General features: G+C 36.6%; 19 protein-coding genes. 7 read left to right on the plus strand and 12 right to left on the minus strand.

The genetic code is table 11. The annotated features are described in order from the left end of the window. Positions 1-43: 43 nt before the first annotated feature. The 4 genes from ACFIQE_RS04025 to ACFIQE_RS04040 all read right to left on the minus strand — a co-directional run bounded on the left by ACFIQE_RS04025 (position 44) and on the right by ACFIQE_RS04040 (position 3,858). A complete protein-coding gene (locus tag ACFIQE_RS04025) occupies positions 44-685 on the minus strand; it encodes a ribonuclease HII (protein ID WP_375629540.1) in 642 nt (213 codons plus the stop codon). 198 nt (positions 686-883) lie between these two features. Then, positions 884-1,792 (minus strand): 4-(cytidine 5'-diphospho)-2-C-methyl-D-erythritol kinase, encoded by a 909-nt coding sequence (locus ACFIQE_RS04030; RefSeq protein ID WP_375621086.1) that lies wholly within the window; start codon positions 1,790-1,792, stop codon positions 884-886. A 237-nt stretch (positions 1,793-2,029) separates the two neighbouring features. After that, a complete protein-coding gene (locus tag ACFIQE_RS04035) occupies positions 2,030-2,878 on the minus strand; it encodes a S49 family peptidase (protein WP_375612095.1) in 849 nt (282 codons plus the stop codon). A gap of 191 nt (positions 2,879-3,069) precedes the next feature. Then, positions 3,070-3,858, minus strand: a complete 789-nt coding sequence (locus ACFIQE_RS04040) for a tRNA1(Val) (adenine(37)-N6)-methyltransferase (protein WP_375621087.1) — start codon at positions 3,856-3,858, stop codon at positions 3,070-3,072. A 179-nt stretch (positions 3,859-4,037) separates the two neighbouring features. On the opposite strand from ACFIQE_RS04040, the gene ACFIQE_RS04045 reads away from it, so the two are divergent. The 4 genes from ACFIQE_RS04045 to glyS all read left to right on the plus strand — a co-directional run bounded on the left by ACFIQE_RS04045 (position 4,038) and on the right by glyS (position 10,159). After that, a complete protein-coding gene (locus ACFIQE_RS04045) occupies positions 4,038-5,114 on the plus strand; it encodes a polyprenyl synthetase family protein (protein ID WP_375621088.1) in 1,077 nt (358 codons plus the stop codon). A 95-nt stretch (positions 5,115-5,209) separates the two neighbouring features. Further along, the gene (locus ACFIQE_RS04050; RefSeq protein WP_375621089.1) at positions 5,210-6,904 is read left to right on the plus strand and encodes a tetratricopeptide repeat protein; all 1,695 of its coding nucleotides are present in this window, start codon (positions 5,210-5,212) and stop codon (positions 6,902-6,904) included. A gap of 91 nt (positions 6,905-6,995) precedes the next feature. Then, positions 6,996-7,937, plus strand: coding sequence for a glycine--tRNA ligase subunit alpha (locus ACFIQE_RS04055; protein ID WP_375621090.1), 942 nt, complete (start codon positions 6,996-6,998; stop codon positions 7,935-7,937). Continuing rightward, positions 7,937-10,159, plus strand: a complete 2,223-nt coding sequence (glyS, locus tag ACFIQE_RS04060) for a glycine--tRNA ligase subunit beta (RefSeq protein ID WP_375621091.1) — start codon at positions 7,937-7,939, stop codon at positions 10,157-10,159. The genes ACFIQE_RS04055 and glyS overlap by 1 nt, the downstream gene beginning before the upstream one ends. Positions 10,160-10,283: 124 nt before the next feature. Here the strand turns inward: glyS and ACFIQE_RS04065 are convergent, their stop codons facing one another. The 8 genes from ACFIQE_RS04065 to ACFIQE_RS04100 all read right to left on the minus strand — a co-directional run bounded on the left by ACFIQE_RS04065 (position 10,284) and on the right by ACFIQE_RS04100 (position 18,472). Continuing rightward, the gene (locus ACFIQE_RS04065) at positions 10,284-10,778 is read right to left on the minus strand and encodes a F0F1 ATP synthase subunit B (protein WP_375621092.1); all 495 of its coding nucleotides are present in this window, start codon (positions 10,776-10,778) and stop codon (positions 10,284-10,286) included. An 11-nt stretch (positions 10,779-10,789) separates the two neighbouring features. Next, positions 10,790-11,356: a F0F1 ATP synthase subunit B gene (locus ACFIQE_RS04070; RefSeq protein ID WP_375621093.1), complete on the minus strand. Its 567-nt coding sequence runs from the start codon at positions 11,354-11,356 to the stop codon at positions 10,790-10,792. A 142-nt stretch (positions 11,357-11,498) separates the two neighbouring features. Beyond that, positions 11,499-11,729 (minus strand): F0F1 ATP synthase subunit C, encoded by a 231-nt coding sequence (locus ACFIQE_RS04075; protein WP_005773968.1) that lies wholly within the window; start codon positions 11,727-11,729, stop codon positions 11,499-11,501. A 54-nt stretch (positions 11,730-11,783) separates the two neighbouring features. Continuing rightward, a complete protein-coding gene (locus ACFIQE_RS04080; RefSeq protein ID WP_375606478.1) occupies positions 11,784-12,542 on the minus strand; it encodes a F0F1 ATP synthase subunit A in 759 nt (252 codons plus the stop codon). Between the two features lie 7 nt (positions 12,543-12,549). Further along, complete coding sequence (locus tag ACFIQE_RS04085) at positions 12,550-12,984, minus strand: AtpZ/AtpI family protein (RefSeq protein ID WP_375621145.1); 435 nt, start codon at positions 12,982-12,984, stop codon at positions 12,550-12,552. A 1,040-nt stretch (positions 12,985-14,024) separates the two neighbouring features. Then, positions 14,025-15,449, minus strand: a complete 1,425-nt coding sequence (der, locus tag ACFIQE_RS04090; protein ID WP_375621094.1) for a ribosome biogenesis GTPase Der — start codon at positions 15,447-15,449, stop codon at positions 14,025-14,027. Between the two features lie 4 nt (positions 15,450-15,453). Continuing rightward, on the minus strand, positions 15,454-16,125 hold the full coding sequence (locus ACFIQE_RS04095) for a tetratricopeptide repeat protein (RefSeq protein ID WP_375621095.1): 672 nt from the start codon (positions 16,123-16,125) through the stop codon (positions 15,454-15,456). A 574-nt stretch (positions 16,126-16,699) separates the two neighbouring features. Further along, positions 16,700-18,472: an SLC13 family permease gene (locus ACFIQE_RS04100; RefSeq protein ID WP_375621096.1), complete on the minus strand. Its 1,773-nt coding sequence runs from the start codon at positions 18,470-18,472 to the stop codon at positions 16,700-16,702. 353 nt (positions 18,473-18,825) lie between these two features. On the opposite strand from ACFIQE_RS04100, the gene ACFIQE_RS04105 reads away from it, so the two are divergent. From ACFIQE_RS04105 to ACFIQE_RS04115, 3 genes are all read left to right on the plus strand, one after another. After that, positions 18,826-20,532 (plus strand): hypothetical protein, encoded by a 1,707-nt coding sequence (locus ACFIQE_RS04105; protein WP_375621097.1) that lies wholly within the window; start codon positions 18,826-18,828, stop codon positions 20,530-20,532. 146 nt (positions 20,533-20,678) lie between these two features. Further along, positions 20,679-22,037 (plus strand): Na+/H+ antiporter NhaA, encoded by a 1,359-nt coding sequence (nhaA, locus tag ACFIQE_RS04110; protein WP_375613536.1) that lies wholly within the window; start codon positions 20,679-20,681, stop codon positions 22,035-22,037. A gap of 961 nt (positions 22,038-22,998) precedes the next feature. Next, positions 22,999-23,247 carry a hypothetical protein gene (locus ACFIQE_RS04115; protein ID WP_375629565.1) on the plus strand — a complete coding sequence of 83 codons (249 nt, stop codon included), beginning with the start codon at positions 22,999-23,001 and terminating at the stop codon, positions 23,245-23,247. The last annotated feature ends 1,164 nt before the right edge of the window (positions 23,248-24,411 follow it).

The raw sequence follows: 24,411 nt of genomic DNA on the forward strand, positions 1-24,411 counted from the left end.
GCTATTGCCTCTCTTATCGAAGCACTATCGAGTGGTAGAATCGTCATGACACATCATTTCTATAACACTCTTTTAGTGGTGCAAAACTATAACGATGTAATCCTATAACTGGTCCATATTTATCAAGAGCTGTACGATGCGCTAGCGTTGCATAACCTACATGCTTCTCTAAACCATACCCTTTATAAACTTGTCCTGCACATTCCATCATCCGGTCACGCGTTACTTTCGCAATAATGGATGCGGCTGCAATTGAAACCGAACGCTGATCGCCCTTAATCAACGCCATTGCAGGACAGGACAACTCAGAAGGAATATCACGCCCATCAACAAGGACATAGTGGACTGGAATGACTAATCCTATAATACAGCGACGCATTGCTTCTAAAGTTGCTTTTCTAATATTGGATTGATCAATTGTACGAGCACAAAGACTGGCGACTGAAACCGCTAATGCACTTTGCAAAATTTCATGATAAAGTCTATTTCGTTGGAGAAAAGAAAGTTTTTTTGAATCATTTAACCCATTAGGAATACGATCTTTATCCAAGATAACCGCTGCTGTTACCACAGGTCCAGCGAGAGGCCCCCGTCCTACTTCATCAACACCTGCTATATGACAAAAACCCTGTTTTTGCAAATCCAATTCGCACGAAAAATTTGGTTGAAGCGGCAAATTAAACATCTTTGATACATCACAAATACAACAAACATACATCTATTTCTGTAGCCTGATCATTTTTTGCAAGCATTACAGTTTTAAATGGCTCTTCAAACATTCCACGAATTCTTGCACAAAAAATAAAAAACACATTTCTTTGGTTACCCTCTTTCATTATGTATAATAAAATCATGATGAAATAAAAGCTTTTATATTTATTTATCAAATATTTCCTAAAGTCATGATAGGTTTTACAAACCAATTTGGGTGCATTGATTTGATAAAAAGAGCTGCTTGTTGCGCCGTTTGTTTATTTTTAAAAATGCCAAAGCAAGTTGCTCCCGTTCCAGACATACGGGAAAAAAGAGCCCCACATTCATCTAATATAGATAACACTTCAGCTAACTGAGGTGCTATTTTTAATGCAGGAGAAAAAAGATCATTACGCGTTTCTTGTAAAGCTTCAACCAATGAATCAACATTTTTTAAAGCCTCTGTATTAATTTTTAAAGAAGGATTATGACGCTTCTCTAACGCTTTAAAAACAGCTTGTGTTGAAATCTCTTGTCCATGATTAACCAATACCATTGCTAATGAACAAGCTTCTTTTAGTCGTATCATCTCTTGACCAATTCCTTTAACCAAAAGCGGCTGCTGATATTCTAATGCACAAAGGCACATGGGAACATCAGCACCAAGAACTAAGCTCTTTTTTGCTAATTCTTCGTAAGGACAATCAAGATTCCACTGTTGACGCAACATGCTGATAACCCCAGCTGCATCACCTGAGCCGCCACCAATGCCTGAAGCAACAGGTAATGTTTTTACAAGCCGAAAAAAAGCAGGTTGAGCACATTCCGGAAAAGTCTTATGCATAAAGTCCCGTGCGCGAATAACCAAATTGTCTAAATGGGAAACAAGTCCTTTTGCAAACCACCCCGTCAAAACAAACTGATTATTTTCACAAGGTGCATAGTGTAGACAATCACCACTAAGACTAAAATAAACCAAACTTTCTATTAAATGATACCCATCAGCACGTTGCCCCACAACATGTAAAGCTAAATTCAATTTAATAGGTGTAAATAAATAGGAATGTCTTTGGAACGAAGTTTGTACATTTGATATCATATGACCTAATATTCACTTACATAGGGTTCTTTTAAAAATTCCCCCCTTTTACCCATACTTTTAGCACGAGCCCTATAAACAGCTTGGAATATTCTTAATCGTTTTCTAAAAAAACAATAAATATAAAGAGTTCTCATACAAAATAAATGACATGTTCTCATTCGTATCATTGCAAGCCTTTTTCCTTCTAGCATCTGTTTTTAGATAAAATCTCTCTGGCTTGAATGATCCTTTCCATCACAAACCATAACGCTGCCAAAGAGCTCGCTCTTCTGCTGCCATCAATGCACTATCAACGACTGTATAAACCGTATGTGCCGTCACTCCTGAAGGCGTTTTAGGTCCTAAAAAACTTTTTGGAGGCATAATAAGTCGAAGTTTTGCATCATTACCAAAGCGCTCCTTAATAACAGAACGTACATCATTCAATCCATCAACCAGACCAAGCCCAACGCTTTGTTTTCCACTCCAAAACATTCCTGTAAAGAGATTCGAATCATCTGATAATTTTTCAGCACGCCGTTCTTTAACCAAATCGATAAAAGTTTGATGCACTTCAAGTTGGAGAGATTTCAAATGCTCAATATCCGCCTTTTTTTCTGGCTGAAATGGATCTAATGTAACTTTGTTCTTTCCTGCTGTGTAGACACGCCGTTCGATACCAATTTTCTTCAAAAGTTCCGGAAAACCAAAGGAAGCTGAAACCACTCCAATGGAACCAACAATTGAAGAAGGATCTGCAAAAATTTCATCCCCTGCACAAGCAATCATATAACCACCAGATGCTGCAATATCTTCAATAAACACAAGAACCTTTTTATTTTTTTCTTCTGCCAAGTCACGAATGCGCTTGAAGATAAAACGCGATTGTACAGGTGAACCACCAGGAGAATTAATAATAAGTGCAACAACCGGTGACTTTTTGTGTGCGAAAGCCTTCTCTAAAAGATTTGCACACCTACTGAGGGAAAGGGTACGAGATATAGATGCTGATGAATCCATAATTGCTCCTTGAAGGCGCACCACAGGAATTTCAAGTTTATCGGAAGAAAAACGGCGTGGAATAAAACTTTTAATAAAATCCATCAAAACAAAATCTCCTTATAAATTAAGAACAATTAAATAGGCAAGGACAACAAAAAGGAAGAACGCGATAACATCCAAAAGCGCCAATCAATCCCCACATTACAAGCAGAAATATAATTTCACCCAAAGTCAAACCTCCCTAACAACAAAGTGTAGACTTTAAATAATAAACTAAAAAACACAAGATACTATTAGAAAAGTTCCCACAAGCTTATATATCCATTATTAATTGCATCAACTCGGGGTGAAAAAGTATGGTCATTACCTTCATGTATAACCAATGCCGGTAAAATAGATAAAGCTGCTCGGCTTCCTCGTTTTGCGTAAAATAAAAGACGAATTGCTGCTGTTTTCGCACGAGCATGCACAGGAATTATACAAATACCACCAAAACGCCCTTCTAAAGCACGCAAGATATCTGACAGCGATTGTGGACGCGCAATGAGCCCTAAGTATCCACCTGGCTTAACAATAGCTGCTGCACTCCGCAACCAGTTATCAAACATTGCTTCAGACATAACATGTGCTTCAGATTTTTGTTTATCAGGTGTCTTACGATCGGTGGGATTATTAAAAGGTGGATTCATAATCGCAAAATCAAAGCTATTATCTATCAAACCTGCTTTTATACGGGCATTCCCTTTGAAGGTAACATCTGCTTCTAGCAAACAAATTCGGCTAGCAAATTGTTTATTTTGTTTTAGCATAAGCGTTTTTTGAGCGTAAGATACCATAAAAGCTGAACGTTCAACTAAGGTAACATGAACTTTCAGACAACGCGAAGCAACAGCCAAACCCGCAGCTCCAGCACCTGCACCTAAATCAACAACCTTGCCCTTTAAATCACTTGGAACCAAACTAGCTAATAACATCGCATCCATTCCAGAACGATGACCATATTTATGGGGTTGAACCAAATAAAATTTCCCGCGGTGAAAACTGTCAATTGTTTCACCACTCTGATTCGCTGCTTTATCCATTTAAAAGCCTAATGCTCACCTTTATAAACTGCATTTTTGCCATTCAGCTGCTATTTTAAATTTTTTATTATTTCATAACAATAAGATTACACTCGCTAAAGAACATTTCTTGCCAATAACATTCCAAGCTAACACTTTTAAACGACATCAAAAGCTTGAGTCAAAACCAAACCCCCTTTATGCTAATGAATAAAGTAAATTTTATATATGTCCATTGCAATACTCTAGGAGTAAACACATTGAGTGCAGCTATCAAACCAAAACAAATAAGAAATAATCAAATTTCTCTTCAATCTCTTGTCAATCTTACTCAAAAAGATATGGATTGCGTAAATCAATTTATTCTCTCTATGGCAAAATCAGAGGTTGAGATGATTCCTGAAATTTCTAACCATCTTATTTCATCAGGTGGAAAGCGATTACGCCCAATGATTACGCTCGCTTCTGCTCATATGTTCGGTTATCAAAGTGACGGGCATATAAAACTCGCAACAGCTGTTGAATTTATGCATACAGCAACATTACTACACGATGATGTGATTGATGAAAGTAATTTACGACGTGGAAAATCTACAGCACGGATGATTTGGGGGAATCAAGCAAGTGTACTTGTTGGTGATTTCCTATTGGGCCAGGCCTTTAAAATGATGGTCGATGTCGGTTCCATAGAAGCGCTCTCTGTCCTAGCCAACGCTGCTGCAATTATTGCTGAAGGAGAAGTTATGCAACTTTCTGCCGCAAAAAATATAAAAACCAGCCCTTCAGAATATCTCAAAATCATCAATGCAAAAACAGCAGCACTTTTTTCAGCAGCCGCTGAAGTAGGACCCATTATTGCTGGCTATGGAAATAAAGAGCGTTCTTCATTACGTGAATATGGAACATCCTTAGGTTTAGCTTTCCAATTAATTGATGATGCACTTGACTATAGCGGTAGTGCTCAAAACTTAGGAAAAAATATAGGGGATGATTTTAGAGAAGGAAAAATCACAATGCCTGTTATTCTCGCATATGAGCGTGGGAATATGGTAGAAAAAGATTTCTGGAAAAAAGCGCTTGAAGATGGCAATAATAATGATGAATCCTTCGCACACGCGCAACACTTAATGGAAAAGTATGATAGTATCACAGATACAATAGAACAAGCACGCATCTATGGAAAATATGCAATTGATGCTCTTGTTCCCATGAATGAAAATCTTGCTTATAATGCTCTCGTTGAGACTGTTGAATTTTGTATTGCGCGCGTAAACTGAATTCTTTGCAAGAATCGCAGTATTTCTCAACACAGTAATGAGATATGATCTATAAACAACACCATCAATTGATTATCTTGAAAAGGATTAGCTCCATGTGCTCTGCAACGGTATCTCGACTTTTTGCCCTCTTTATCGTGGGTATCATGCTGATGCCATCCCTCACCTACAGTAAAATAAGTGCAGCAACTCATACAAGCTCATTTACAGGTGCTTATTTAGCTGGAAGGGTTGCAAATCATGAAAATAAAACAGAACTTGCTATCAATTATTTTAAACAAGCACTGGTTTATCAACCTGATAACATTGAAACACAAAAAGAGCTCCTTGAAGCTATGCTCTCGGTCGGAAACTTTAAAGAAGCTGTCCAACAAGCCCAAAAACTCAAAGAGAACGATGTTATAACTCCCTTTGTTTCCTTAACTTTGTCAGTAGAAAGTCTCATCAAAAAAGATTATAAGACTGCCAAGGCTCTTCTGAAATTAAAGGAACTTCCTACGTCCAATAATCCAATACCTGAACTCATCGGCGCTTGGATTACATTTGGATCTGGACAAAAATCTCAGGCAATCGATGATCTTAAGAAACTCAAAGGTCCTGTCTGGTATGATCTTTTTATATCTTATCATCTAGCACTTATGAGCGACCTTGCAGAACGGCCAAAGGATGCAAAAAAATATTTCATTAAAGCACTGAGTAACAAACAGGGAACTCTTATCGCTCCTAATACTTATGAGCGTATTATCATAGCCTATGCCTCATTCCAATTGCGCCATAATATGCGCAACCAAGCTCTTCAAACAATCCAGCATGGCGAACAAATGTTGTCAGGTCGAGAAGTCCTTAAAAACTTTCAAGAAAAAATTGAAAAAAATTCTTTCTTAGAGAGAGTTATTAAAACACCTCAACAAGGAGCAGCCGAGGTATTATATAATTTTGGAACAGCCCTCAACTACAAAAACTCAGGGCGAATTGCACGTATTTTTAAGCAATTATCTTTCGCATTATACCCTCAAAATGACGCAACATTGTTTCAGCTCGCACACATTTCTGCTAAATTGAACGATCCACATCAAGCAATTAAACTTTATCGCGCTTTATCCCCTAAATCTCCTTATTATAAAGATGGACAACTTCATCTTGCATTCCTTCTTGCCAATAACAACAATTACAAAGAAGCAATAAAATTACTCACATTGTTAAATAAAAAATTTCCCAATGATCGTAATATTTTGATAACGCTCGTTGCTTTTTATATGCAGGATAATAAATTTCTTGAGGCCATTAAAACTCTAGACTACGCTATTACAAAGATAAAAAACTTTCAGCAGGACGATTGGAAACTCTTTTATCAGCGTGGTATTGCTTTTGAACGTTTAAAGCAATGGCCAAAAGCAGAACTTGACTTGCGAAAATCACTTGAATTTTTCCCAAATCAACCGCAGGTTCTTAATTATTTAGCCTATTCCCTTGTGGAACGTGGTGAGAAGCTTGAAGAATCGCTCCGTATGCTACAAAAAGCCTCTGCTTTACAAGCTCACAACAGTCATATTCTCGATTCTTTAGGGTGGGCTTATTATAAACTAAAAGAATATAATAAAGCAGTGCAAATATTAGAAAATGCTGTCAGATTACAACCTGAGGACCCAACACTAAATGATCATTTAGGGGATGCCTATTGGAAAGTTGGGCGTAAACGTGAAGCAATCTTTCAATGGAACCACGCAATTGACGGAAAACCAGAAAACTCTGAACAAATTCAAGAAAAGTTGAAATTTGGTTTGCAATAAACGATGCTTAACCATAAACCACATGAAATAATAAATAGAGAAACTAAAATTACTTTGTTTTTTGTTTAGTTCAATATAAAGAGTATAAAGCGTGAAACTGCCTGAACATCTTAACCCCAAACGTTCTTTTCAGGGACTAATCTTAACTTTGCAAAATTATTGGGCACACTATGGGTGTGCAATTTTGCAACCTTACGATATGGAAGTCGGAGCTGGGACTTTTCATCCAGCAACAACATTACGCTCTCTAGGACCACGCCCTTGGAAAGTTGCTTATGTCCAACCCTCTCGACGTCCAACAGATGGCCGATATGGTAAGAATCCAAATCGTTTACAACACTATTATCAATTCCAAGTGCTTCTCAAACCCTCTCCGCTCAATCTACAAGAACTTTATATAAAGTCGCTACAAGCTATCGGGCTTGATACAAAACTGCATGATATTCGCTTTGTTGAAGATGATTGGGAAAGTCCCACTCTTGGTGCTTGGGGGCTTGGATGGGAATGTTGGTGCGATGGAATGGAAGTCTCTCAATTTACTTATTTTCAACAAGTGTGCGGCATTGAATGCACTCCTGTTTCAGGGGAACTCACATACGGTCTTGAGCGTCTAGCGATGTATATCCAAGGGGTTGATAACGTCTATGACCTTAACTTTAATGGTTTGGAGGGAGAAAACAAAATAAGTTATAGAGATATTTTTTTACAAGCAGAACAGGAATACTCATATTATAACTTCGAATTTGCTGATACAAAACTGCTCCATCAGCACTTTATCGATGCAGAACGCGAATGCAGCGCACTTCTTGATGCTGGAAAACCAAATAAAGAAAATGTATTCCATCGCTGTGTTTTTCCTGCCTATGATCAATGTATTAAAGCGAGCCATATCTTTAATCTTTTGCAAGCACGTGGCGTTATTTCTGTAACCGAACGACAAAATTACATTCTTCGCGTTCGTAATCTTGCGCGCCGTTGTGGGGAAGCCTTCTTACTCACAGAAGCTGGACAAATATATACTGGAGAAGCCTAATGTCTGATCTTCTTCTTGAACTTTTCAGTGAAGAAATCCCCGCACGTATGCAACGAAAAGCTGCTGCTGATCTTAAGAAATCTGTTACAGATCAACTTGTGAATGCTGGATTGATCTATGAAGCTGCTCGTGAATATTGGACACCTCGTCGGCTAACATTGGACATACGCGGACTTTCCACACGCTCCAAAGATGTCCATGAAGAACGCAAAGGTCCCAGTATAAAATCACCACAGCATGTAATTGATGGTTTTCTACGTGCAACAGGATTAAATGATGTTTCTGAAGCGCATATTGGACATGATGATAAAAAAGGTCATTTTTATATTGCTAAAATTGTTAAAAAAGGTCGAGCTGCAGAAGAAATTATTGCCGATATTTTACCGGATATTATCCGCAACTTTCCATGGCCGAAATCTATGCGTTGGGGAAAAGATTCAGCACAAAGTGGTACTTTGAAGTGGATTAGACCTTTACAAAACATTCTTTGCATCTTCGGACCAGAAATTGGTGAAACACATGTTATTCCGTTTACAATTGGTTCTCTTAAAAGCAATAATTTAACTTATGGTCATCGTTTCTTAAGTGATGGAGAGCCATTTCAAGTGCGCCGCTTTGATGACTATGTTACTCAACTTGAAACCCATAAAGTCATTCTGGATGCCGAAAGACGAAAGAATATTATTTTAGCTGATGCCCAAAATCTCTGCTTTGCAAACGGTTTAGAATTGGTTCAAGATAATCCCCTCCTAGAAGAAGTTGCTGGTCTTGTTGAATGGCCTGTTATCCTGATGGGTGATTTTGACAAATCATTCCTTGATATTCCTCCAGAAATTATTCGTTTGACCATTAGAGCCAATCAAAAATGTTTTGTCACCCGTAAACAAGGAGAAAAAGTAAAACTTTCTCATCATTTTATTCTCGTTTCTAATATTCTTGCAAATGATGAAGGCAAAGAAATTTCGAAAGGAAATAGTAAGGTTGTCCGTGCCCGTCTTTCTGATGCACTTCATTTTTGGCAAACCGATCAGCGTGATTTGCCTGATCTTCAACAATTGGAATCTTCTATAAAAAAATTTCAACTTGATATAAAAAAACCTCTCGATCAAAGAATGGCGCGACTTGATCATTTGAATGTAACTTTTCATGCTAAATTAGGTACACAAGGAGCAAGGGTAGAACGCATTGCTGCACTCGCACAAGAAATTGCCCCTTTGATACAAACAGATCCTCTTTTAGCAAAACGTGCAGCCATCCTTGCAAAAGCTGATTTGCAAACAGAAATTGTCGGAGAATTTCCTGAACTACAAGGTGTTATGGGGCAAAAATACGCCCTTCTTCAAGGGGAAGATCCTCGCGTAGCTGTAGCAATCGAAGACCATTATAGACCTCAAGGACCAACAGATCGTCTTCCACAAGAACCACTTGCTATAACCGTTATGCTCTCCGACAAAATTGACATGCTCGTTGGCTTTTGGCTCATTAATGAAAAACCAACGGGCTCAAAAGATCCCTATGCGTTAAGACGAGCAGCATTGGGAATTATTAGGCTTGTACTTTCGCGAGATTGGAAAATCAATCTTATGCCGCTGTTCCAGTTAGCAACGAATCTTTTCTTACAACAAAAAAATAAATATGAAATCTCTCAAAGAGAAAATTCACAATTGCAGAATCTGATTCCAGAAAAAACAGAATATATTTTATCAGATCTGTTATTCTTTTTTCATGACCGTCTGAAAATCTATCTAAAAGAGGAAGGCGCTCGTTACGATGCCCTTGAAGCCGTTTTAAATAAAGATTCTGATGATTTTTTATTGGTTGCACGTCGTGTCGAATCCCTTATCGCTTTTATCAACACCCATGATGGAATGAACTTTGTAGCCTCTGTAAAACGTACTGCCAATATTCTTGAAAATGAATTTCAAAAAAGCACAACAATAGCGAATGTAATTAATCCTGAGCTCTTTGTCGAGAAAGAAGAAAAGCAGCTCTATCATGCAATCTGTGAAGTAGAAAGAAAGGTTCTTGCTCCCATCAATGCAACAAATTTATCATTTGCACTCAGTGTGCTAGCGCCACTTGGAAAATTGATTGATATATTTTTTGAAAAAGTATTGGTGAATGATAAAAAACCTGATGTTCGTGCTAACCGTCTTGCTCTTCTCAAACGCACTCACATTGTTACACAATCGGTTGCAGACTTCTCAAAACTTGTCATTTAAAATCAAAATACCCTATTAACTGATAAAAATAATGAAGATAGTTTTTTCTTTTTTATGACTTTTATTAATTAATATTGAGAAAATTATGCAACCAAAGAGACTGTTCTTTATCTCTCAAATATCATTAATTAAGATATGTTTTCATTTTGATAAATGATTCTTTCTCAAGAGACTCTTTGATAAGTTCATCTGCCTTATTAGAATCTATTTCCCTTGCAATAAGGGTACGTGCTGTAGAAATTGCCAAATCAATCGCTGATGAAGAAACCATGCGTATTGCATCCGCTTCTGCTTGGGCAATTTTTTGTTCTGCCAATTTATTGCGGTTTTTTACATATTCTTCTGCTTTTGCACGGGCCTCAGCAATAACAGATTCAACTTCATGCTTTGCTGCTGCAATAATTTCTTGCGCATCTTTTTCTGCTTCTGCATGTTTGCGTTGATATTCAGCCAATATTTCCTGTGCCTCTTCACGAAAACGCAGAGCCTCATCCAGTTCATCTTTGATACGTTTCGCACGCGCATCAAGATGGCGTATAGCCCTCTGTGGAATTTGGAAATAGACTAAAAGAGCCAAAAAAAGAACTAACCCAACAAATGCCCAAAAAGTATCAGTCATCTTTGTCTTCCTCAATAATCCGCAGTTTTAACAACTGAACGAACAGCCTCTTTGCTGATATCAACGTCAATCAATTTTTTCACAATTTCAAGAGCTACTTCTTCAGCGATAGAACCAACATTTTGCATCGCTTTATCCCGAATTTTTGTTATCTGTTTTTCAGCATCTGCGAGTTTTTTCTCTAGACTCTCTTCAATTTCTTTCCGTTTAAGCTCTGCCTTTTCTTTTAATTCTTCACTAGCTACCTGCGCTATAGCCTGCGCGTTCAAACGCGCTTCTGCTAATTTCCGCTCATAAGTTCCAACAACAATGTCTGCTTCTTGCTTCATGCGCATTGCCTGATCTAAATCAGATGCGATTCGATCTCGCCGTGTTTCAATAACACCGCCAATACGTGGTACAATTACACGGGAGATAAAAAGATAAAAAAGTCCGAAAGAAATTGCCAACCAGAAAAAATGCGAACCAAAATGCACAAAATCAAAAGGCGGAAACACACGATTTGCATGCTCTGCCACCTTTTTAATATGTTCTATCGACGTTTCAGTGTTCTGTGCATAAGCGCTTGAAACAAACATCTTCTTTCATCCTTTAAATAGCTTATTAAAGCACTCTATAACCGATGATAACTGACAAACACCTTTCTGGCATCTCTCTTGTTAAGAGCTAAAAGGGTAAATCTTTCCTCATGAAAGAACAGACATACCCTTTTGATGATGATTAAACCCCAAAAAGAAGTAATAAAGCAATGAGCAATGAAAAAATTCCCAAAGCTTCTGTTACAGCAAAACCAAAGACGAGACGTCCAAACTGACTATCTGCTGCTGATGGATTTCGTAATGCACCAGAAAGATAGCTACCAAAAATATTACCAAGTCCTAAAGCTGTTCCAGCCATACCAAAGCAAGCAAGACCAGCGCCAATATATTTTGCTGCAAGCACCATTTCCATGTTATTCTCCTTTAAAGCGAAATTGCATTATTCGACGGAAAACCGCCAGTTCTATTAATGTCCTGGATGAATTGCATCATTAAGATACATACAAGTTAAAACCGTAAAGACGTAAGCCTGAAGAAATGCGACCAAAAACTCAAGAGCAGTAATTGCTACAGTCATAATAAGCGGTAAAATCGAACCACCCACACCTACGAGTCCTACCCCAATCATTGAAACAACAAATCCAGAAAACACTTTAAGCGTAATATGACCAGCAAGCATATTCGCAAAAAGACGAAGAGAAAGACTAATTGGACGGGAGAGAAAAGAAATAACCTCAATCATTGTCACCAGAGGTAAAACCACAACAGGAACTCCACTGGGAACGAACAATTTCAAAAAACTGACCCCATGCTTATAAAAGCCATAACCAATCACCGTCAAAATTACCACCATTGCTAACGAAAACGTGATCATGATTTGAGACGTAACCGTATAAAAATAAGGAAAGAGACCAATAAAGTTAGCAACCAAAATAAAAGTAAACAGAGAAAAAACTAAAGGAAAAAACTGCATTCCCTGCACACCAGATGATTCCCGCAGAGTCGATGCTACAAATTCATATGCCATTTCCGAAAGAGACTGCATCCGTGTTGGAACCAATCCACGACTCGATGATGAAATAAAGAGAAAAATAGAAGTTACAACAACCGTGAGGACTGTAAACAATGATACATTTGTAAACGATAAATCCATATTTCCTATGGAAATCTTAATCAGCCTTAAAACCTCAAACTGATGAATAGGATCTGGAGCGTGCGCTGTCACTTCAACCTCATTTATCGGACCTCTCATTGGCCCCTTTATTTTGTTTATCTTGGCGCAATACGCCTTTTTTTCCTAATTGACTGGAGGAAACATACCCCACAGACCGAAGAATACTCAATACACCAGCAGCAAATCCAAAGAAGAGAAAAAATACCAATCCCCAAGGCCATGAACCTGCTAACTTATCAAACCCCACCCCCAAAACAATACCAACTATAATACTTGCCAGAAACTCACTGGAAAGCTTAATTGCACCTGCCATCCTTCCTTGTGATTTTTCCCGCTTATTCCTATGCTCCCGCTTCTTTAATGCTTGCTTGCGCACTAAAGCTACGCTTAAGTTCCTACTACGACATTCCAAATCCTCTGAATGAAGACACTCTCCTTGCTTTTCCTCTTCAGCCTCCTTACGGCTCATAACGGGTTTCTCGCCCATCGCCATCATTGGCTCCTTAATTAAAAAGCAACATAAGAATACATTTCATAAAACCGTGTGCATCATATTGTTCCCGAATTTATTCGTCAAGATACTAAAAGAAATCTATCACAAGTTATCGTATAAATTTTATTGCAGAAATAACGTATTTTTCAATTTACATGCTTTCTTAAAAAGATATTCCAAGCACCTAAACCGATTTCACGACAGCACCCGTGAATGTATAACGAAAAGTTCACGTGAATAATATAAAACTCATAGAACAACCATTTTTACGCTTAACAAAAGGTGTAAACTAATACCATCTTATTTTCCGACTCCCAATGTTATATCAGTCCTAGTTTTGAAAGAGAACATAGAAAGCTAAAAACAGTATGAGAGCGTTAATTTTCCCCTTTCATTCGAATAAACTTGCACTTTTTAGTTTATGGAAATGATAATAATCAATGGTTTCTATATGATCCTATTCGCAAAGTATTTTACATCCGCCATTACAGACCACATCACGAAATGAGCTTGAGGGTATTAAGAGAAGGTCCTTTAAATACAAAATATTAATAAATCCAAAATTTCAAATAGATTAAGCCAATAAAACACAATAAAATTTAAACACGATTACCATACTACTTTATAAAATTTTAATCCACTTTTATGAATTTCGTTCTTTACAATTGAATATCCGTAGATTCAGCAAATATTTTTGCTTTTTATTCAGACAAACTATCGTAAGCAAAAGCGCTTATTCATAAGCTTTATTTTTATGAAACGATAATCTCATGCTGTTTTCAAACAAGCATCATAATTATATTCCCCTACCCTCATATTGCATCTATTCTTGCACTTAAATAACCCATTAAGAGGATTATGTACTCTTTCTTAAATACTCCCTATCACACTCTTCTCATGCCATGCAAATAAATGATTATCAATAAAATTAAAACTTTAGCAAATAAAATTTTAATTTTATGAAAAGAAAGATCATTGAAAAAACTTATTTTTAAGATTCTTAAGTATAGATTTCATTCACTTAAAAAATTAAAGAGTTATCATTTCTTCTTAGAACGTGTCGCAAAAGGATTATCAGAGGCTCGTAATGATATGCGAATGGGTATACCAGACATATCAAATGTTTCACGTAACCCATTGATAAGGTAACGCAAATACGACTGAGGCATACTTTTGGGGCGCGAGCAAGAAATCATAAATCCAGGAGGACGTGTCTTAACCTGTGTGATGTATTTAACCTTAAGTCGACGTCCAGAAACCGCAGGAGGTGGATGATGTGCCACAACAGTTCCAAGCCATTGGTTCAATTTAGCCGTCGAAATGCGACGATTCCATACACGGTGCATCATCATGATATTTTCCATCAGTTTATCAATCCCTTGACCATATTGTCCTGATAAAGGAACAGCTCTCAAACCACGAACTTGAGGAAGAAATCGCGCACATTTTTCATGCAAATCAATCAATGTGGTCTGACTGCTTTCAATAAGGTCCCACTTATTGAAAGCAATAACTGGAACACGCCCTTCACGAATCACAAGATCAGCAATTTGTAAATCCTGCTTTTCAAAAGGTATCGTTGCATCAAAAACAATGACCACCACTTCTGCAAAACGAATAGCACGCAAAGTATCTGCAACAGATAGTTTTTCTAATTTTTCTTGAATTCTCGACTTTCGACGTAAACCTGCAGTATCAAAAAGTTTAATATGACGACCACGCCATTCCCAATCTACAGAAATAGAATCACGCGTGAGTCCTGCTTCTGGTCCTGTTAACAATCGCTCTTGTTTCAACATACTATTGATAAGAGTGGATTTTCCTGTATTGGGACGCCCCGCAATTGCAATCCTAATGGGCTTACTTTCATCGTAAATAAGCTCCTCTTCGTCCAAATCCTTTACATCATCACCAACAGATGTAGGTTGTATCATTCTATCTTCTTCTTTGTTGTTGCCAAAAACATGCTCTGACCCAACAGCATCTATAATTGCATCACGCAGATCACTAAGTCCCAAACCATGTTCAGCCGATATTGGGCATGGCTCCCCCAAACCTAATGACCACGCCTCATACTCTCCTCCTGTTGCCGCTCTTGACTCAGACTTATTGGCAACAAGCACAATTGGCTTTCCTGATTTGCGAACCAATGAAGAAAAATTTAAATCACTTGGTGTTATTCCGCTCTTTGCATCAAATACAAATAAAATAAGATCCGCTTCATCAATTGCAACTTTTGTATGAGAACGCATACGCCCCTCAAGTGTATGATCACCTGCTTCTTCCAGCCCAGCCGTATCAATCACATCAAAACGTAGATCTTGAAGTTTTGCCGCATGAATACGCCGATCACGTGTTACACCAGGCTTATCATCAACCAAAGCCAATTTTTGCCCAACCAAACGATTAAATAGCGTTGACTTCCCAACATTGGGACGACCAACGATAGCAATGGTAAGGCTCATCGATTTATTCCTTATTTGTCTTGCCCTCAGCTTGTATAAGCTCAAGCATCATTCGAGCCCGATCTGTTATTTTTAAACCCAAAGAACCTTCTTCAGAAATTTTCTTAAAATAATAAACCGCCTCATCCATTTTATCCGCCTTATAAGCAGCTAAGCCTAAAGCTTCTCTTGCAGACATACGCATAGGATCGGTATCACTTGCCATATCTTTAATGCGCTTTTCAACATCAGCTAATGTCCCTGTATCAACCAGAATATAAGCCGCCCGAATTTTTGCAACTTTCTGCAAAATCTGCGGTGCTTTCTCATCCGCTGCAACAGAATCAAAGATCTCCACTGACTTAATAATATCACCTTTCTCCATGAGTAAAGAAGCCTCACGTAAACGAGCAAGAAAAGGATATCCCCCAAAATGAGAGGTTTTAACAGTTTCTAATTGCTTTATCGCTTTATCAAAATCACGTGTATCCACAAGATCAAGACTCTTTACAAATGCATCACCAATATAACTAGCTTTCTTTATTTGTGTATGATGATAAACTTGATAAGCAACTATCATGAATATAAAAAGAATAGCTGCTCCAATAATTGAAAAACCATACCGTCTCCAAAAAGCAAGCGCCTTTTCCTGACGAAATTCTGCATTCACTTCAGCAATAAAACTATCATACGACATATATCATACCTTGAAAAAAGTTACTTCACCTGTGCTTTTACGCATAAATGGATAAAGATGGTAGCCCTAATTAACTAAAAATCTTTAAATTACTCGTTTATTTATTTTAAATCAACATGTAGCCAATTCAATCAGATTTTTGCAACAGTCTTAATCGAAAATGATGTAAGCACCCTGTTTGTTCACATTACAGCTTTTACATATTATGAAAAATTCACTGCCTTAATATTTATCATGATTGCCTATCATCTCAAGCGAACTTTCTCTCCATTATATAGAGGGATAATCTTTTAAAGTCTTCAACCGCAATCGTTGGTTGTATTGGATTATACAATTTATAATAGAAAAACCAATTCTTGAAAAAACTTGAATAAACAGTAAATTTCCATGAATATCTACTAAAACCAAATAGATAAATTTTTATCTGTATCCAAAATACCGAAGCGCCATGATTACAGTGTGGTATAATTCCAAATCTTCAGTTAAAGCTCTTTATATAAAGTATATCCCTTCAACTTATCTTCATACGATTAACAACCTTTTATAATTGATCCTTAAAGTTTCTAAAAATATCCTATTGTAAGGGCCAAACCCACATAAGCATTGGAACAGCAATAATAACGATCAACACCGCCAATGGAGCACCCAAACGTGGATAATCACTAAAACGATATCCTCCTGGCGCCATCACGAGCATATTACTTTGATGTCCAATAGGTGTAAGAAACTCACAGCCCGCACCAATTGCAACAGCCATCAAAAAAGCTTCAGGCTTATAATGAAGGGAATGAGCAAAACTTGACGCAATTGGTGCTACCATCATCACTGTTGCTGCATTATTCAAAAATGGCGTGACCAACATAGCTGTCACCAACATAAGCGCTAAAGCACCGGATGGCGGGAAAAATATTGCCAATTGGCTCAGCCATTGACCAATGAGATCAGTACATCCTGTTTTCTCTAACGCTTCACTCACTGGAATAAGAGCCGCTAATAGCACTAATATTGGGCCATCTAATGCCTGATACAGATCACGCGCGGGCAAAACACGAAAGATCACCATTGCAGCAGCAGCAGAAAAGAAAGAAAAAGCAACTGGAACAATATGAAAAGCTGTAAAAATAATTGCTATAAATAAAACAGCTAAAGAGATGAAACCATGTCGTAAATTTCCAAACACAATATTTCGTTTTGCTAGGGGCAAGCATTTCAATTCTCTTAATAAATTTGGAATAACTGCATCCTGTCCTTGCAAAACAATCACATCTCCAAGATGGAAAATAATATCATCAAGTCTTCCCCGCACCCTTTCATGTTGACGACTTAACGCAAGCAAATTTACATTATAGCGATCAAATAAAGAAAACTCTTTCGCACTAATACCGATAAGAGGTGAATTATGGGTAATGACTGCTTCAATAATATCAATATCACTGTCCTTATCACCTGCAACAATAGTTCGCCCCTTAGAAAACTCTAAACGAGCAGAGTTCATCACGCTATCTAACCCTGTATGTGATCCTTCCAGCAAAATAATATCATTTTCAGACAAAACAAAATCTGGTAATGGTGAAATAGATACTTTGTTTCTGATGATTTGAATCACCATAACATCACCACTTGATGGCTTAACCAAATCAACAATATTTTTTCCCACAATCGGTGAATTTATTGGAATATGTACTTCTGCAACATAATTACGAATATCAATGGCATCATCAAACGATACACCCGAACGCACACGCACAGGCAAAAGCCAATAAAAAAGAACCAAATATACAACACCAGCCGTCGCAACAACCGCACCAACTGGTGTAAAATCAAACATAGTAAAAGGTGTTCCTGCTAAACGTTCTTGCATCGCTGAAATAACAACATTGGGAGATGTTCCTATCTGTGTCATAAGCCCCCCCAACAAAGAACCAAAGGCCATGGGCATCAAAAAGACAGAAGGAGAAACCTGAGAACGACGTGCAAACTGAAAAGCTATCGGAAGCATAATCGCCAAAGCACCAATGTTTTTAACAAACATTGATAATACGACAACAGAAAGAACCAAAAAAGCTAATTGAAGACGCACCGATTTCACGTCTGGCCATATCCGTTGGATAATAAATTCCATTATACCAGAGCGAGATACAGCAGTACTGACAACAAACACACTCCCCACGATAATAACGATATCATTACTAAAACCGCTAAAAGCTTCCTTCGGACTGACAAGACCAAGGGCACAAGCTATTAATAAAGTACAAATAGCAACAAGATCATAACGAAATCGATCCCAAATAAAAACAACCATCATGAGACCAATGATCGAAAAAGCCATTATTTGATTTTCTGTCATAACACTTACCTCTCCCCATTAAATTATAATGAACAAGAACATATTTTTTATGTTTTAAATATTCCTATAAACAGCAGCAAGATAAAAGCAGACATCGAAATATTTTAGGATAATTTTAAAGTGATAAAAAATTATGATGCGCATAAACTTGCCTCTCCTTATTATGCGTGCTTTTCTATAAAGTGCTGAACCCAAAGAAAATTGATAAAAGTTGATAAAGCTATATTGTAAAAAAGATGAGAATAACTCTAATATAGAGAGTAGATAATTGTTGAAACTGGTACACGCTATATTTAAACCTTTGTCGTTGCTTAAAAGAATTTATCTTCACTCTCAATTCAAGAGTGGTAAAAATGAAAGAAGAAAGAATGGTCAATCTTAATAGTGGGTATCAAAGTAACCTCAGATATTGGCTCACTTGCATTATTGGATTTGTTGCTATCTTAGCAATTATAATTGTTGGTGGATTTTATATTGCAAAACCCTATCTTGACAGTTTTGTAAGAAAAGAAATAGCCCGTCATTCCATAAAAGCCGAAACATCTGAAGTAAGCATTCTAGGTAAAATCAATTTGAAGAATGTGACATTACCTGTTCCAGCTGGTACATCACTTAAAATTGGTGCCATTTCTGCCCGTCCTCCTCTTTCCTTTATTCCCGGAACTTTTACATTTTATAATGTTGATTTAAAGCATAATAATATTCACGTGCAAATTCCCCAAATTTCTCTTCGGAATGTATCCTTAAAAGAAAAGGATAGAACGATAACATCACGTCTTTTACAATCAATGATGCGTATTGAGCTTTCCTCAATTATTGCTCCCAATATACAACTTTCTATAGAAAATAAAAATAACCGAACAGAAACGGTTGAAATCAAGAATTTCCAGCTTTCTGATTTTAGAAATAACCATATCCATTCAGTTAGTATCAAAAATATGGATCTTAAAACGGTCGTAGCAAATGGTGCCAAACAGATGCAACTTATGGCTAAAAGTGATACAATAAAAGCCCATGATATCGATATCAACTATGCCTACTCTATCATTTTTGGAAAAAACAATGCTCTCAATCAAGGTAAAACCGTTACTGGCCCCATTTCTTTGAATAATATAAGTGTCGATATTTTTGAAGAGGCAGAAAAAAACAGCTCTTTCTTCCTTGGACAGTTTAAAACATCTGGTTTAAAGATGAAACCGCTTGAACAAACTCCTGAAAAATTAATCAAAGCTTATCTTAATGCAAGAAAAGAGAATAATAAAATCGCTGAAAAAGTAGCACAAAATGGTCTTCTTCTAAACATACTGCTCGCCATTACCTCAGCGGATGCCAAAGTTGATAATATCACCGTTGATATACCGCAGTTGAAAGCAACGCTCGAATCATTCCAATTCAAACCAAGTTTGTGGAAACAGCCTATCCCTAAAAAGCTTTTTCTTTCTCTCAATAACCTTTCCGTTTTACCTAAAAAAATGAATGAAAAAGACTTAAATTTGCTTAAAAAAATCAATCTTGAGCGCTTTAATGTTTCAGGAAAAATTGATATTTCTTACGATGAAAAAAAACGTATGCTCTTTCTTGATACAATGTCTTTCAATATGAAAAACGTTGGATCTGGGAACATATCTGCTAAGGTTATTGATGTTGATGAAAAGCTTTTTTCTGGTCAGAAAAATATAATGATTGCTGCGTCTCAAGACCTTGGCATCAATGAAATTAATATACAATATACGGATGCAGGTTTCATTGATAAGCTTTTTTCTTATCTTGCGCAAAACCTTAATGACAGCCAACATGATCTAAAAAAGGAACTTTATGACGATTTCTATCTAATGATGACGCAGACCCCAAAAATTCTTATAAAAAATCATGACGAAGCAGAAAAAATTTCAAAATCCTTAGGAGAATTTGCTAAAAATTCACAAACATTGATCGTTAAAATTAAAGCAAACGATAATAAAGGTCTCGCAATAGTTGATCTCGAATCTGCTCTACAAAATGATCTATCCAAGGCTTTAAGCAAAGTACATCTCACTATTAAAAATGAAACATCACCTTAAACATTTTGTGCTTTAAACATGATGATCTTACCTATAAATTAAGAACTTTATTCCTCTTTTTTCTTTTATATGATACAGAAGGTATCACACAGAGTCATTTATACAGAGAATATAGAATCTAAAATTGTCGATTCTTGGAGTTGTTCATGTCTGATTTATCTTCAAATCGCCTGCCTAATCGCGCTTCTCGTGTCACCAATCAAGCGCTTTCTGCTATCGAGCGTTTTCTCCATATTGAAGCTCTTAGTGGTGTTGTTCTTTTATTAGCTGCTGCTGCTGCACTTATTTTTGCCAATTCTAAATATGCTGCTTTCTATGAATCTTTTTGGCATACACCTCTTGGCTTTAATTTGGGTCATTTCACTCTTTCATGGGATTTACATTTCTGGGTTAATGATGCCCTTATGACTATTTTCTTTCTCGTCGCAGGAATGGAAATTCGACGCGAAATTCATGAAGGTGCTCTTGCCGATTTTAAACAAGCAATCTTACCAATTGTTGCTGCAATAGGGGGCGTTTGTGTTCCTGCAATTATTTACTTTATCTTTAATTTTAACGAGGGACATATCCGCGGTTGGGCTGTGCCAACAGCAACAGATATTGCCTTTGCTCTAGGTATTCTTGCTCTTCTAGGAAAAAAAATTCCTTCTAATCTTCATATTATTCTTCTATCATTAGCAATTATTGACGATATTATCGCTGTTCTTATTATTGCTTTTTTCTACTCAACAAACATTGATCCTAGCGGTTTAATGATTGCAGGAGCGGGTATTGCTTTGGTACTATTTTTTCAGTGGATCGGGCTTGCATCAGCATGGCTTTACATTTTACCTGGTGCAATCATTTGGTGGGGTTTAATGGTAACAGGTGTTCACCCATCGCTTGCTGGCGTAATCTTAGGGATGATGACTCCCGTTCTTCCTACCCGTACTCTTGTAGCGCCACTCACCATGCTCAGTAACGCTATGCAAATTCTTCAAGAAAAAAATACAAAAACAGATCTGCATCATATTTCAACAGCATTGAAAAAGATGCGCAAAGGACAACGGGCCATGATTGCCCCAGTAACACGTGTTCAAAAAGCATTGCATCCATGGGTTGCATACGGTATCATGCCAGTTTTTGCCTTCGCAAATGCAGGAGTAAGTTTTGCAAACTTTGATCTTTCTTCTGACAAATCATTCTTGATTGTTCTGGGTGTTGTCATTGGTCTTTTCATCGGTAAGCCTCTTGGTATTATCACTGCCAGTTATATAGCTGTAAAATCAGGGCTATGCCGCCTACCCCCTCATATGACCTGGACAGGCGTTTTACTCATTGGTTTTTTAGCAGGAATTGGCTTTACAATGTCTATTTTTGTTTCAATGCTCGCTTTTAAAGATATTATTCTGCTTGATGCGGCAAAAATTGGGGTCCTTTGTGGCTCAGGTTTATCTGCCCTTATCGGTCTGGGATATGGATTTATTTATATTAAGCGCAATAAAGGAATTTCTCATAGTTCCTAACAAACTAACTGAAAATACATTTTTATGCAGAACTTTTAAAAAACGATTTCGCTCATTTGTTGGGTTCGGACGATATTTAATGTAAAAGCTGTTGTCTCGCCTCATCTTTACACTTATGAAGGAGAAAGCTAACATCATCATACTATTTACGAGCCTCTAATGTTACAACACCTTTGACTCTTAAGAAGACTTATAAGAGATATTTTTATTTCTTTCTTCAATATTCTTTTACTCATGCACCAGCTCCACTCATGATATGCACAGAAATGATTTTAATTGTTTCAATATAAAAGGCTTCGTGGTTTCAGAAAAGCTGCCTTTCGTCAGGACTATTATTCACTATAAAAAAATTAATTATTATGAATCAATATCTTATGTTTAATCATACGAAACAGATAAGAATAAGCAAAATTCAATAATCAGTTAAGTAATTCCATGGTTTATTTTTTTCCAATAAACCACCCTCCTCGTTACTGATTTTATTGCGGTATTCTAAATAACTTTAATTTTTATCTGCTTAAAAGCACATTATTTTTGGATAAAAAATATTTAATTTATCATTATAAATCTTGAATGGAGTTCAAATATCGTATGATTTCTTCATTTCAAATCTGTACATGATAAATCAATCAAGACTATTCTCTTACACGTCACAAGCCGAGGAGAAATATGGATTATTTGAAGAAAGAAGACTGCTTCACCATATCCATACAAGAGTTGTTCAACACGAAAACTAAAAATTAAATGATGACGGCCAACTGACACCTTTGATCTAAGAAGGAGATGGGGCGCACAATGGCTTTACCGTTATACCATTCATGGTCGGTGCCGTGAAATGGACTTGGGGGACTTGAGAGATATTTTTTCAAAACAAGCGCGTAAATTGGCACTATAATAGCGTTTTGTTTTACGTGAAAGGTATATACGATTTAAATAACGCAATAAACAAAAACGTGAACCAATGTGTAATATCCATTATTTAAAAGATATTGCTGTCAATACCTTTGAAAATTGTAAAGCAGAATTAAAAGGAAGTTGGTTTTCACTTTTATGGCTTCATATTCTCACCCAATTAGGTTTTATCTCCATTTCAGAAATTACCCCACTAGGTATACGCAACATCCTTATTCCTATCTGGCATACAAAAACAGGAGTTGCTCGTAGGCCCCTTATCCGTCTCAATATACCATCAAATATGCATCTGCTCTGACATTAGATATTGATACAGGTAACAAAAAACAAAAGATTTATTTGGAATAACAACGTCATAACATCACTATTAAATTGACAATGGAGTGGAAAAATATTCCCGTTTTTTATCATCGACACATCGCTTGTCTCACTCCATGAAAGAATTAAACTTGAAGCATGCTTCCATAGGGAGCACTCTAGTTTACGTAATTAACTCGCGGGAAAAAAGAAACCCCTAGTCATTTAGACTATTCTAAAACATATGATTGATGGAAAAATAGAGCATATATATCGTTGTTCTCCCCTTTTTCCGCTCTTATTTGATATTTATTTTCTTTTTGTTTAAAGAGGTCGCTCTATATTTCTTGATACCATAAAATACTCTTCATAGATAATTTAAAAAGCAATGTTTCCGAGACTTTCGAATTTATACAACGCCACATAAAATACAAGAAGAGTAAAATAATATGGCTATATTTCTCACAAGAAGAGCTTTACTTACAAAGACCACCATTTGCAAAATATGTAAACATGATAAGAAACTAGCACAATATACTGCAAAAACGAAAGAATGTATTTCATGTGTGATTGGCAGTATGACACAGAAAATACTTATAATAGATTAGTTAAGGGAAGAAAGTTAACCTAAAGAACATATGGAGGTATCAAAAACTTTGTAAATCTTAATCATAATTCAAAAAAGAGAAATAGACATGAAAAAAATTTAAGTAATAAAATCATAAAAGCAACACACTGTAACATTATCATTAATTTTGATCTATATTTACATGATTTTATGAAAAGTACTTCTGAAGAAGCTATAAACGCATAAGACATGGTAATTTTATAACTTATAGTGCAACATAAATATTATCTATAGAGATATATTTTTTATTGCCTCGTAATACGGAAAAAATTAAATTTTCAAGATATACATAAAGTCATAAACAATCATTTGATGACAAACTAAACATCTCTAGAAAATACATCATCAATTCTATTTTGGTAATTCCGTCACTAATCCAATGAGCTCCCATTTCTCTAAGATTTATAATATTAAATCTGTATTCACGAGGCTGTCCCTCATGTAACATGCATTCTTTGAATAAACGCAGTGCATTGTTCCTTAGTTCTATTAAGGCTTATCGTAAAGTCTTCTCCATCTCACTCTATAGGCTCTAAA

Origin of the sequence: Bartonella sp. AA1HLJMS (assembly GCF_042197445.1) — a bacterium.
In the GTDB taxonomy this organism is placed as follows: Bacteria; Pseudomonadota; Alphaproteobacteria; order Rhizobiales; family Rhizobiaceae; genus Bartonella.